9 protein-coding genes, 1 tRNA gene, 1 other RNA gene and 1 other annotated feature are annotated in these 12,566 nt (G+C 42.4%); of the genes, 10 read left to right on the forward strand and 1 reads right to left on the reverse strand.

Annotation, left to right across the window (positions count from 1 at the left end):
• Nucleotides 1–124 precede the first annotated feature (124 nt).
• Nucleotides 125–1,144 (forward strand): ketol-acid reductoisomerase, encoded by a 1,020-nt coding sequence (gene ilvC, locus I4V84_RS04795; protein ID WP_118578467.1) that lies wholly within the window; start codon nt 125–127, stop codon nt 1,142–1,144.
• A gap of 135 nt (nt 1,145–1,279) precedes the next feature.
• Here the strand turns inward: ilvC and I4V84_RS04800 are convergent, their stop codons facing one another.
• Nucleotides 1,280–2,155, reverse strand: coding sequence for a LysR family transcriptional regulator (locus tag I4V84_RS04800; protein ID WP_187565693.1), 876 nt, complete (start codon nt 2,153–2,155; stop codon nt 1,280–1,282).
• Nucleotides 2,156–2,421: 266 nt separating this feature from the next.
• Here I4V84_RS04800 and leuC point away from each other — a divergent pair, with 266 nt between their 5' ends.
• The 9 genes from leuC (at nt 2,422) to I4V84_RS04845 (ending at nt 12,505) form a co-directional block, all read left to right on the forward strand.
• Complete coding sequence (leuC, locus tag I4V84_RS04805) at nt 2,422–3,690, forward strand: 3-isopropylmalate dehydratase large subunit (RefSeq protein WP_118578465.1); 1,269 nt, start codon at nt 2,422–2,424, stop codon at nt 3,688–3,690.
• Nucleotides 3,691–3,705: 15 nt separating this feature from the next.
• The gene (gene leuD / locus I4V84_RS04810) at nt 3,706–4,194 is read left to right on the forward strand and encodes a 3-isopropylmalate dehydratase small subunit (protein ID WP_118578464.1); all 489 of its coding nucleotides are present in this window, start codon (nt 3,706–3,708) and stop codon (nt 4,192–4,194) included.
• Nucleotides 4,195–4,528: 334 nt separating this feature from the next.
• A tRNA-Pro gene (locus I4V84_RS04815) sits at nt 4,529–4,602 on the forward strand.
• A 59-nt stretch (nt 4,603–4,661) separates the two neighbouring features.
• Nucleotides 4,662–4,930, forward strand: a binding site (T-box leader).
• A 168-nt stretch (nt 4,931–5,098) separates the two neighbouring features.
• A complete protein-coding gene (locus I4V84_RS04820; protein ID WP_195699317.1) occupies nt 5,099–6,754 on the forward strand; it encodes a 2-isopropylmalate synthase in 1,656 nt (551 codons plus the stop codon).
• Nucleotides 6,755–7,220: 466 nt separating this feature from the next.
• Nucleotides 7,221–8,150 (forward strand): cell wall hydrolase, encoded by a 930-nt coding sequence (locus I4V84_RS04825; RefSeq protein ID WP_195699318.1) that lies wholly within the window; start codon nt 7,221–7,223, stop codon nt 8,148–8,150.
• 218 nt (nt 8,151–8,368) lie between these two features.
• Nucleotides 8,369–9,859 (forward strand): threonine synthase, encoded by a 1,491-nt coding sequence (gene thrC / locus I4V84_RS04830; protein WP_195699319.1) that lies wholly within the window; start codon nt 8,369–8,371, stop codon nt 9,857–9,859.
• Between the two features lie 74 nt (nt 9,860–9,933).
• Nucleotides 9,934–10,111: non-coding RNA, 6S RNA (ssrS, locus tag I4V84_RS04835), on the forward strand.
• Nucleotides 10,112–10,132: 21 nt separating this feature from the next.
• Nucleotides 10,133–11,191 carry an aldose epimerase family protein gene (locus I4V84_RS04840; protein WP_118578461.1) on the forward strand — a complete coding sequence of 353 codons (1,059 nt, stop codon included), beginning with the start codon at nt 10,133–10,135 and terminating at the stop codon, nt 11,189–11,191.
• Between the two features lie 45 nt (nt 11,192–11,236).
• Nucleotides 11,237–12,505, forward strand: coding sequence for a SpoIID/LytB domain-containing protein (locus I4V84_RS04845; RefSeq protein ID WP_243284027.1), 1,269 nt, complete (start codon nt 11,237–11,239; stop codon nt 12,503–12,505).
• The last annotated feature ends 61 nt before the right edge of the window (nt 12,506–12,566 follow it).

Here is a 12,566-nt window from a genome sequence, read left to right on the forward strand (position 1 = left end):
AGGATTATTTATTTGGTTTGCTAAGGGGCGTATTTCTGGAATGAATAATCATACACAGAATATGTATATATATTCCCTTAACGATATATATTTTTAAGTTTTAACACAGTAGGAGGAAACGAAAATGTCAGCAAGAATTTTTTACCAGGAAGATTGTAATCTCTCTTTATTAGATGGAAAAACAATCGCAATTATCGGTTACGGCAGCCAGGGACATGCTCACGCACTGAACCTGAAGGAGTCCGGATGTGACGTCATTATCGGTCTTTATGAAGGCAGCAGATCCTGGAAGAGAGCTGAAGAGCAGGGATTTAAAGTATATACAGCAGCTGAGGCTGCAAAGAAGGCTGATATCATCATGATTCTGATTAATGATGAGAAACAGGCTGATATGTATAAGAAAGATATCGAGCCAAACCTTGAGGAAGGCAATATGCTTATGTTTGCTCATGGTTTCAACATTCATTTCGGATGTATTGTTCCGCCAAAGAATGTAGATGTTACCATGATTGCTCCAAAAGCACCAGGACATACAGTAAGAAGCGAGTATCAGGCTGGCAAAGGAACTCCTTGTCTGGTAGCTGTTGAGCAGGATTACACAGGAAAAGCACTTGACAAAGCACTTGCATACGGACTTGCTATTGGTGGTGCAAGAGCAGGACTTCTTGAGACTACATTCCGTACAGAGACAGAGACAGACCTTTTTGGAGAGCAGGCAGTACTTTGCGGTGGTGTTTGTGCACTTATGCAGGCTGGTTTCGAGACTCTTTGCGAGGCTGGTTATGACCCAAGAAATGCATACTTCGAGTGTATCCACGAAATGAAGCTGATCGTAGACCTGATTTATCAGTCAGGCTTCGCTGGAATGAGATATTCTATCTCCAACACAGCTGAGTACGGTGACTACATCACAGGACCGAAGATCATTACAGAAGATACAAAGAAAGCAATGAAGAAAATCCTTTCCGATATCCAGGATGGTACTTTCGCAAAAGACTTCCTGCTTGATATGAGCCCAGCTGGACGTCAGGTTCATTTCAAAGCTATGAGAAAGAAAGCTTCTGAGCATCCATCTGAGAAAGTTGGCGAAGAAATCCGTAAACTCTACAGCTGGAACGGCGAAGATAAGCTTATTAATAACTAAGCAAAAAAAATCCGGGGAAACCCGGATTTTTTTTGCGCTACTTCGGTGTAGCGAAGCGGAGCCGAAGGGACCCGTAAAAATCCGGGGAAACCCGGATTTTTTTGCGCTACTTCGGTGTAGCGAAGCGGAATTTCTCTAGATTTCTGCCAGTTGTGTCAGAAGCTTCTGATTTTCGCTCCCTTTCTTGCATACAAATCCGATTTCCCTTGATGGGAAAGTCAGCCCCAGAGGCGCTTCCACAAGTATTTCTTTATTAAGATCATTTTGCACAAATTCTTTGATCACACAGGCAATTCCCAAGCCTACCTGCGCAAACTGGATTAAAAGATCCATGGAGCTGACTTCCAGAATGTGATCAAGCTGCATCTGGTGCTCATGAAGCATGGTATTGACGGACTGTCTGGTTATATTCTGTTCGTCAAGAAGCATGAAAGTAGCAGTGTGCTGAAGGGGTTCTGATGGAAAAAGCTGGTGCTGATTCTCCAGGTATTGGTGTGTAGCGACAAAGGTATCCTGGATCTGCAACAGGGGCAAAAATTCGTATCCGGATAGTTTCTGCGGTCGTCCGATCAGGCCGATGTCTATTTTGTCTTCTTCAAGAAGTTTCAGGGTCTGGTAGGTGGACTGGCAGGAGATTGTAATACGGATTTGCGGATTGGCAGCAATGAAATCTTTCAGCCTGGGCATAAGTACATATTTGCATAAAGTGGTGCTGGCACCAATGCGCAGCCTGGGAATTTCTCTGGAGCGATTGTGAAGAATGGAATCTTCTCCTTCGGAAAGAAGGTCGAAGGCTCCTTTTGCTTTTTCATATAGAATCTGACCGTCAGGAGTGAGTGTTACGCCTCGGGAACTGCGCTTGAAAAGAGTGGTGTCCAGATTGCTTTCCAGCTTCTTAATGGCGCGGCTGATGGCAGGCTGGCTGATGTACAGCTCCTTAGCAGCAGTTGAGATATTGCCAGTGCGGCTGACTGTGTAAAATATATGATAAAGAGACAGATTTTCCTGCATAAATTCCTCCTGAATATATAACAATATTGCTTACCCTTGTCCATGACAGCATATCTTACAATGTACAAAAATCACGCATTCGAATGATTTTTCGCCAAGTTTCTCAGGTTTTTGTGAACTACGCTCAAAATAATACCTTACAGAATAGCACCAGTAAACAGTGATATATAACTACAAATTATAATAACTATGATTAATATGTATTTTTATTATAACAGAAAGTGTGCTAAAATATCAACATACAATGAATCAGGAGGAATACTAAAATGGGAATGACAATGACTCAGAAGATCCTGGCAGCGCATGCAGGTCTGGATCATGTAGAAGCAGGACAGCTTATAGAGGCACAGCTTGACCTTGTTCTTGGAAACGATATCACTTCTCCGGTAGCTATCCATGAGATGGATAAGATGACAGTAGATACCGTATTTGACAAAGATAAAATTGCACTGGTAATGGATCACTTTATTCCGAATAAGGATATTAAGTCTGCTGAGCACTGTAAATGTGTTCGTGAATTTGCCTGTCGCCACGATATCACCAATTATTTTGATGTAGGACAGATGGGAATTGAGCATGCGCTCCTTCCGGAAAAGGGTCTTACAGTTGCAGGCGATGTGATTATCGGAGCTGATTCACACACCTGTACATATGGAGCTCTTGGAGCTTTTTCCACTGGTGTCGGAAGTACTGATATGGCAGCTGGCATGGCTACAGGAAAAGCATGGTTTAAGGTACCGTCTGCCATTAAATTTAACATCGTTGGCAAACCGAAAAAATGGGTAAGCGGTAAGGATGTGATCTTACATATCATTGGAATGATCGGCGTGGACGGAGCTCTTTATAAATCTATGGAGTTCGTGGGAGAGGGAATTAAAAACCTGTCTATGGACGACCGTTTTACTATTGCTAATATGGCAATTGAGGCTGGCGGAAAGAATGGAATTTTCCCGGTTGATGATCTTGCAATCGAATATATGAAGGAGCATTCCAAGCGCCCGTATACAGCATACGAGGCTGATGAGGATGCTGTTTATGAAGCTGAGTACACAATTGATCTTAGCACATTGGAACCAACCGTTGCGTTCCCTCATTTACCAGAGAACACTAAGACCATTTCTGAGATTGGAGAACCGGTTGTTGTAGACCAGTCTGTAATCGGATCCTGTACGAATGGCCGTATTGACGACCTTCGTGTTGCAGCTCAGATTCTGAAGGGACGCAAGGTTAAGAAAGGGCTTCGCTGTATTGTGATTCCTGCGACTCAGGCAATTTATCTGCAGGCAATGGAAGAGGGGCTTCTTAAGATTTTCATTGAGGCTGGAGCAGTTGTAAGTACACCTACCTGTGGACCGTGCCTTGGTGGATACATGGGTATTCTGGCCGCTGGTGAGCGCTGCATTTCTACTACTAACCGCAACTTTGTAGGACGTATGGGACATGTGGAGTCTGAAGTTTACCTGGCAAGCCCGGCAGTAGCTGCAGCAAGTGCAGTAACCGGTTATATTTGTGCACCGGAAGAATTAGGATTATAAGGAGGAGTACTTATCATGCAGGCAAAAGGCAGAGCTTTTAAATATGGAGATAATGTTGATACAGATGTTATTATTCCGGCACGTTATCTGAATTCTTCAGACCCGGCAGAACTGGCAACTCATTGCATGGAGGATATTGATAATACTTTTGTAAAAAGAGTACAGAAGGGTGATATTATTGTAGCAACTAAGAATTTTGGCTGCGGTTCTTCCCGTGAGCATGCGCCGATCGCTATTAAGGCAGCTGGTGTCAGCTGTGTTATCGCAGAGACATTTGCCAGAATTTTTTACAGAAATGCAATCAACATTGGTCTTCCGATCATTGAGTGTCCGGAAGCAAGCAAGGGCATTGATGAGGGGGATGAGGTAGAGGTGGATTTTGATTCTGGTATGATCTACAATCGCACCAAAGGAACTGAATTTAAAGGGCAGGCCTTCCCGGAATTTATGCAGAAGATCATTAAGGCGGAAGGACTTGTTAATTATATTAATGCACAGCATTAATATAATTGTTAACAGGCAAAGTAAAATATCCTGTTAAAGGGCAAAACTCCCAATCAATAGAAATTTGTCCAAGCATAAAAACTGACCTTGATGGACTGGGAAAACCAGCTGTCAAGGTCTTTTGGTATATGGGCGAAAACCTTGATTTCTGTGATTTTTCTCAATAAAATTGCAGTTTTACCTACGTTCAAGGTCCTTTTATAATTGGATAGGAGAGTTATACATGGGTTACCCGTCTATTCCGTTCACAGTAACACTTACAGACGATTTTAATTTGTTTTTTGAAAAAACTGTTGATTTTTATTATAACATTTGATACAATATCAACTGTTCGCGGGGTATGGCGTAGCTTGGTAGCGCGCACGGCTGGGGGCCGTGAGGTCGCAGGTTCAAATCCTGTTGCCCCGATTAGTCATTGACAAGTGACTTGAAAAATGTTAAGGTAATAACCACAAAGAACATATAAGAGAAATGCTTTGATAAGGAGTAGTACACAGGTACCGGAGCGCAGAGAGTCATCGGGTGGTGTGAGATGACGGAAGGAAACTGTAGAACTCGCCTTGGAGCAGCTGTCTGAAATTACTTCGAATGATTAGAAGAAGCGAGAGTAGACACAGCCGGATTCCACCGTTACAGGGAAAGGATATAAGGAGTAATCCCGTATCCGATAAGTGTATGGATTCTATTCATGAAATAAGAGTGGTACCGCGTAAGATGTATGTCTTCCGTCTCTTGCACCTGTATGTGTGCAGAGCTGGAGGACTTTTTTTATGTGATAGTAATTCCATTGGAATTTAATACCACATAAAGCTGCTTTATCAGACTGAGCTCTGACCCAGCAGACAAAGAATCCTTCCGTCACAGAAAAGAGAAAAATTAAATTTACAATATGGAGGAATAAAAAATGATGAATGTAAGCAAATACAAAAAACAGTATTATCTTCCACCAGAAATCTGTATGGACTGGGCAAAAAAGGACTATATTGACAAGGCACCTGCATGGTGTTCTGTAGACCTTCGTGACGGAAACCAGGCACTTGTCATCCCAATGAGCCTGGAACAGAAGGTTGAGTTTTTCAAACTTCTTGTACAGATTGGGTTTAAAGAGATTGAAGTAGGATTTCCAGCTGCTTCCGAGACAGAGTATACGTTCCTTCGTACCCTGATCGATCGCAAACTGATTCCTAAAGATGTTACGATCCAGGTACTGACTCAGGCAAGAGAGCATATTATCCGTAAAACCTTTGAAGCCGTAAAAGGTGCGCCTAAAGCTATTGTTCACGTATACAATTCCACATCTGTTGCACAGCGTGAACAGGTATTTAAGAAATCCAAAGAAGAGATTTTAAAGATTGCCGTAGAAGGTGCGAAATTATTAAAAGAACTGGCTGAACAGACAGAAGGAAACTTCCAGTTTGAGTATAGTCCGGAGAGCTTTACAGGAACTGAGCCGGAATATGCCCTTGAGGTCTGCAATGCAGTTATCGATGTATGGCAGCCAACTCCGGACAATAAATGTATCATCAACCTTCCGGTAACAGTGGAGCATTCCATGCCGCATGTATATGCAAGTCAGGTTGAGTATATGTGCAAGCATATGCTTCACCGTGAAAATGTAATCGTATCCTTACATCCTCACAATGACAGAGGTTGTGGTGTGGCAGATTCTGAAATGGGAATTCTTGCCGGAGCAGACCGCATCGAGGGAACTCTTTTTGGAAACGGAGAGCGTACTGGTAATGTTGATATTGTAACACTTGGAATGAACATGTATTCCCAGGGAGTAGATCCGAAGCTTGACTTCTCCGATATGCCTCACATCTGCGAGGTGTATGAGCGTTGCACGGGAATGACAGTTGGAGAGAGAAGTCCATACAGTGGAGCACTTGTTTTTGCAGCATTTTCTGGTTCCCATCAGGATGCAATTGCCAAAGGTATGCGCTGGATCGAGGAAAAAGATCCGAACCGCTGGACAGTTCCGTATCTGCCAATTGATCCCACAGATGTTGGACGTAATTATGATGCAGATGTTATCCGTATCAACAGCCAGTCTGGCAAAGGCGGCGTAGGCTACATTCTGGAAACAAAATACGGTCTGAACCTTCCGCCAAAAATGCGTGAGGCAATGGGTTACGCAGCCAAGGGTGTTTCTGATCACCTTCATAAAGAGCTTCATCCAGATGAAATCTTTGATCTGTTCAAAAAGACTTTTGAGAATGTGGGACAGCCGTACAGCATTAATGAAGTGCATTTCCAGCAGACGAGCGAGGGAATTACAACAAAGGTAACCTCCACATTTAATGGAAAAACAATTACCACAGAGGCTGTAGGAAATGGACGTCTTGACGCAGTGAGCAATGCCCTGAAGAAAGCATACGAATTGAAGTATTCTCTGGAAGTATACCAGGAACATGCGTTAGAGCGCAGCTCCAGTTCTAAGGCTATAGCATATGTTGGAATCAAGAAACCTGACGGAACTATGGCGTGGGGAGCAGGCGTAGACCCGGATATTATCCGTGCTTCCATTGATGCACTTGTAACAGCAATTAATAACCGCTGAGAGATTTGTTTAAACCTTATTTATAATAAGAAGCATATTTGATAACAAAAAGACAAACCACCGCAAATCAGTTCATAAAAAAGACTGTGCGGTGGTTTGCTGCTTTGAAAGGTAACGGCGCTTTTTGTCAGAATTCGGCGATAAAAAAGGTTTGACGAACAGAAAAAGAAAAGCTATAATAAAATCCATAAGAAGGGGAGAAATAACCATACCTAAGAATAAAAGGGGACAAATAGAAACAGGGTAAATTTATCAAAAATATTACATGATTTTTGAATGAATCATCCTATTTCTTTCTTGTTGCCTTTCTTTTTTTACCTGTTTTTAGAGAAAAAAGCTATAGAAAGCAAAAAAAACTTGACATTTTGGAGTTTATTAAATATAATTTTCCTATAAATTACAGAAATGTTACAGAATAAATAATAAAAGAAATCAAAACATAACAGAAGTGCAAGGAAAGAAGAATATGAAATTAAAAAAAAGTTTACAACATGTAACAACTTGCAAGAGCGATGCCCAGAAAAAAAAGAATGGAAATGCTCTTGTACATAATTTTGTAGCTCTTAGCGCCTGCGCCACGTTGGCAATGATTTTGGCAGTTGGAACGAAGGTGGCGGAGTTTGGTCCACGGAGCCAGGTATATGCAGCTTCGGACAAAGAGAATAGATCCGCGGATGCCTGGACTGACCTTGGAAGTGTAGAGTATGATCTGCCTACCGGAATTGCCGGTATGGTAACCAGTGTTGCAGATACTCCTTCAGCAGGAACATCTGTAACAAGAATTGGAACTTCATGCGAGAGAGTCATGGTAGGCCAGCGCGTGAAGCAGATAAAAGGAAACGTGGATGAGCTGAATGTAGGGGACTCTATGGCTGATACAGTTGCGAGCTTTGATGCAGCTGCAGTATCCATGTCTGCAAATCCGAAGATCATGTCGGACGCAGATTATGATAACCTGCTTCATATAGTAGAGGCAGAGGCGGGTACAGAGGACATTAAAGGTCGTGTACTAATCGCAAATGTAATTATGAACCGCCTTTCCCATGAGGAATTTCCAGATACCATTACAGGTGTTATTCTGGATCAGAGAAATGGAATTCCTCAGTTTTCACCTGTTTACGATGGTAAGTTTTATGAAGTAACGGTAACAGATGAGACCAGGGAAGCTGTGAAACAGGCATTAGAGGGAACTGACTATTCAGAAGGAGCTCTGTTCTTTGTTCAGCGTTCTGCTGCGGACAAAAAGAACGTGTCCTGGTTTGATAAGGATTTAAAAAAATTATTTAAATATGGTGTTCACGAGTTTTACACCTACCCGGATGAAGCTAAGTCACAGAACACTGAGAATGAAACCTCAGAAGATGACACAAATGTTGTTCAGATGGTGAAAAAATAATATTTTAATAACAGTAACATTCTGTAATAAAGAGATATAAGCCGCCAGGAAATTACAATTCCAGGTGGCTTTTTCAAATTGGGTGTTGATTTAGCACGGTGAAGTATGTATAATACCTGTAAAGTTAAAACATGATAACAAAGAGAGGATGACTGTCGGAAGGTTACAGATTCCGGAATGTGTACCTCATAACAATAAGCGAAAGGCAGGAATAACAAATGCAGGTAATGTACCAGAGCACCAGAGGAAAAGGAGAACCGGTAACCGCTTCCCAGGCTATTTTAAAGGGACTTTCTGAAGATGGAGGACTGTTTGTACCAACACAGATTCCGGCACTTGATGTTTCTATGGATGAACTTTCCAGAATGACTTATCAGGAAACTGCTTATCAGGTAATGAGCCGCCTTCTTACTGACTTTACAGAAGAAGAGCTGCGCACTTGTATCAACCGAGCATATGACAAGAAGTTTGACACAGATGTGATCGCACCTCTTAAGGAAGCTGACGGGGCATATTATCTGGAACTTTTCCATGGTCCTACAATTGCATTTAAAGACATGGCACTTTCCATTTTGCCATATCTTATGACGACTGCAGCAAGAAAGAATAATGTAAAAAATGAAATCGTTATCCTGACTGCGACCTCCGGAGATACTGGAAAAGCAGCACTTGCAGGTTTTGCCGATGTTCCGGGAACCAGGATTATTGTATTCTATCCGAAACATGGCGTAAGCCCGATCCAGGAGAAGCAGATGGTAACCCAGAAAGGTGCCAATACTTACGTTGTGGGTATCACAGGTAATTTTGACGATGCCCAGACAGCTGTAAAGAAAATGTTCAATGATAAAGAACTGGCAGCAGAGCTTTCCCAGGCTGGATTCCAGTTCTCTTCTGCAAACTCCATTAACATTGGACGTCTTGTTCCCCAGATCGTTTATTATGTATATGCATATGCTGCGCTGGTGCGCCAGAACAAGATCGAAGCCGGACAGGAGATCAATATAGTAGTTCCTACAGGAAATTTTGGAAACATTCTGGCAGCATTTTATGCAAAACAGATGGGACTTCCGGTGAACAAGCTGATTTGTGCTTCTAATGAGAACAAGGTTCTGTTTGATTTCTTCTCCACAGGTACATACAATAGAAAGAGAGACTTTATCCTTACCAGTTCTCCATCTATGGATATTTTGATTTCCAGCAATCTGGAGCGCCTGATCTATCGCATTGCAGGCGGAAATCCTGAGGAGTGTGCAAAACTTATGGAAAATCTTTCCAAGGGTGGTGAATACACTATTACACCTGAGATGAAAGCCCAGCTGAAGGATTTCTATGGAAACTACTGTTCCGAAGAAGAGACGAAGGAAGCTATCCGCGAAGTATATAAGACAAGTGATTATGTGATTGATACACATACTGCAGTTGCTGCTGGCGTATACAAAAAATATGTGAAAGATACCGGAGATAAGATTCCGGCAGTTATTGCTTCTACAGCAAGTCCATACAAGTTTACCAGAAGTGTTATGGATGCAATCTCCGAGGGACATGAGAATCTGGATGATTTCGGGCTTGCAGACGCACTTGAGAAGCTTTCCGGGGTGGCAGTTCCGAAGGCAGTCAACGATATCCGTACTGCACCAGTACTTCATGACCGGGTAGTAGAAGCAGAAGATATGCCTGCAACTGTGAAAGAGATTCTAAAAATCAGTTAAAAATCAGTAAAAAGAATTTGTGCATTTTCTGTTGAAAAACAGTATATACTAGAGTATAATTATTTTTAGAAAAATGAATCCTGGGATGTGCGAGGCCCCTTTTATTTTTGAACCTACATTGACATCAAGGGAATCCAATATCGCAGTGCGGATGTCAGACCTCTCGTTGTGGTAGGCAGAAGTCCTGTTGAGGATACCCACCTAGCGGTTAGCTAGGCGTCAAAAGAAAGGGAACGGCATTCTGGGATTTTTTAGAACAGGGAGGCAGGTAATATGGGTGTTACAGCAAAGAAATTTGGAAACTTAACCTCTGGGGAAGAGATTACTTTATACCATCTGGAGAATAAATCCGGTGCATATGCAGAAGTGATGGATTACGGTGCCATTCTTGTGAAGCTTTGCGTTCCGGACAAAGATGGGGAGCTTACAGATGTAGTGCTTGGTTATGACGACGTTCAGCAGTACGAAGTAAATGGCTGCTTCTTTGGTGCGATCATAGGAAGAAGCGGAAACCGTATCGCAGGTGCCAGATTTTCCCTTTATGGACAGGAATACCAGCTTGACAAGAATGAGAATGACAATAATCTTCACAGCGGCCCCAATGGCTTCGAGAAGAAGATTTGGACTGTTAAGAATACAGATTCTGACAAAAATGCCATTACTTTTTCCAGAATCAGCCCGGATGGCGAGAATGGATTCCCGGGAGAATTCCAGGTGTCTGTTACATATGAATTTACAGAGGACAATACCCTGCAGATTTACTATAGCGGAATCAGTGACAAGGCGACACTGGCAAATATGACCAACCATTCCTACTTCAACCTTACAGGGGAGGGAAGCGGCAAGGTTCTTGATACATATCTTACGATCCATGCCAGAGATTATAATCCGGTGGATGAGTTCTCTATTCCTACAGGCGAATATGCAGCAGTAGAGGGTACTCCTATGGATTTTAATAAGGCGAAAAAGATTGGCCAGGAAATCGAGGCAGACTTCCAGCAGCTGAAGTACACTGGCGGATATGACCACAATTATGTGACTGACAATTACGCGAAAGGCAGTCGGAGAACGGTTGCAGTTGCTTACAATGAGACCTCTGGTATTACGATGGATGTGATTTCGGATTGTCCATGTGTGCAGTTCTATGCCGGTAATTTTGTTATTGATGAGAAGGGTAAGAATGGACATGTTTACAACAAGCGTGAAGGCTTCTGCCTTGAGACACAGGTTGAACCAAATGCAGTAAATGTGGAAGCATTCCATTCACCAGTACTTGAAGCTGGTGAGAAGTATCAGTCTTTTACCGCATATAAATTTGACGTAAGAAAATAATTACAATACAGATATTTTTGTCTGGTTTTCTTCATATACTTTTGTATGAAGAAGACCAGATTTTTTTATGGATTGAATTATTTTCTGATTGTACTGCTGGGCTGGCTGCTTTTGTTTGGAAAAGCCGCAGAAATGAACAAGAGGAGTGAAGAAAGTGCCAAAAGGGAGCAGAAAGAAAAGAAAAAGGAAACTGACGAAAACAAGGTGCAACAACGAGAGCCTTCCATTCGCGTTCTGCTTACAGACTCGTCCTGGCAATCCTGTTATCACCAGTCAGTAACCATAGAACAAAAAGGAAAAGAACATACCTACACCCCGGATTCACAGGAGCTCCAGAATGATAGTCTGCTTCTGGACGGGGGAACTGATGGCATTGCGATTCCCTCTATTGAAAGAGCTCAGAATCCTCCTGTTTATTATGGAACTCTGGAAATTAAAAAGACAGCGCAGGGGCTGCTGATTATTAATGAATTGTCCCTGGAAGCTTATCTGGAAGCTGTAGTCCCAAGTGAAATGCCTGCATCCTATGAAGAACAGGCATTGATGGCCCAGGCAGTATGTGCCAGAACCTATGCAGTTTGCCAGATACAGGAAAACAGTCTGGAAAAATATGGGGCGGATGTAGATGACAGCGTGAATTATCAGGTTTACAACAATTTTGGGGCAGATAAAAGAACAAATAAAGCAGTACAGGATACAAAAGGTCAGATCCTATGCCAGAATGGAGAACCGATCACGGCTTATTATTTTTCTACATCAGCAGGCAGGACAAGCACAGATGAGATATGGGGAGCAGACAGGTCAGCAGCTTATCTGAAAAGTGTAGAATGTGATTTTGACCAGAATATGCCATGGAGCAGCTGGAGCGTGGAAATTCCCTGGGAAACTTTGGAGAAACGATCGGGAAATCTGGAAGGCAGCGGGGAATTTATAGGGCTTCAGGTTATTAAAAAGAATATCAGTGGTGCAGTTACGGGAATGGAAATTGTGACGGAAAATAAAAGTATACAGCTGGAAGGCGAATATGAAATACGGCAATTTCTTTCCCCGGCAGGTTGTTTGATTACAGAAAAAGATGGAAGTATTGTGAACGGCAGTAATCTTCTGCCAAGTGCCTATTTTGAACTGAACGTGAAATCCGGTAAGGTAGTACAGATTCAGGGAAAAGGGTATGGCCACGGTGTGGGAATGAGCCAGAACGGGGCAAATGAAATGGCCAGGGAAGGTTATGGCTGGCAGGAAATTCTGGAGTATTTTTTTAAGGATATTACGTTGGAAGAGGTGGGAAATAACCTGTCAAAGCAGGAAGCGTGACATTTTGCAAGGTGTTTTTGTAAACAAAGTTCATAGAAAACCCGAGAATTAAGTTTGCGCA

The sequence above is a fragment of the Ruminococcus sp. 1001713B170207_170306_F1 genome (genome assembly GCF_015668065.1).
GTDB classification, from domain to species: Bacteria; Bacillota; Clostridia; order Lachnospirales; family Lachnospiraceae; genus Blautia_A; species Blautia_A faecis.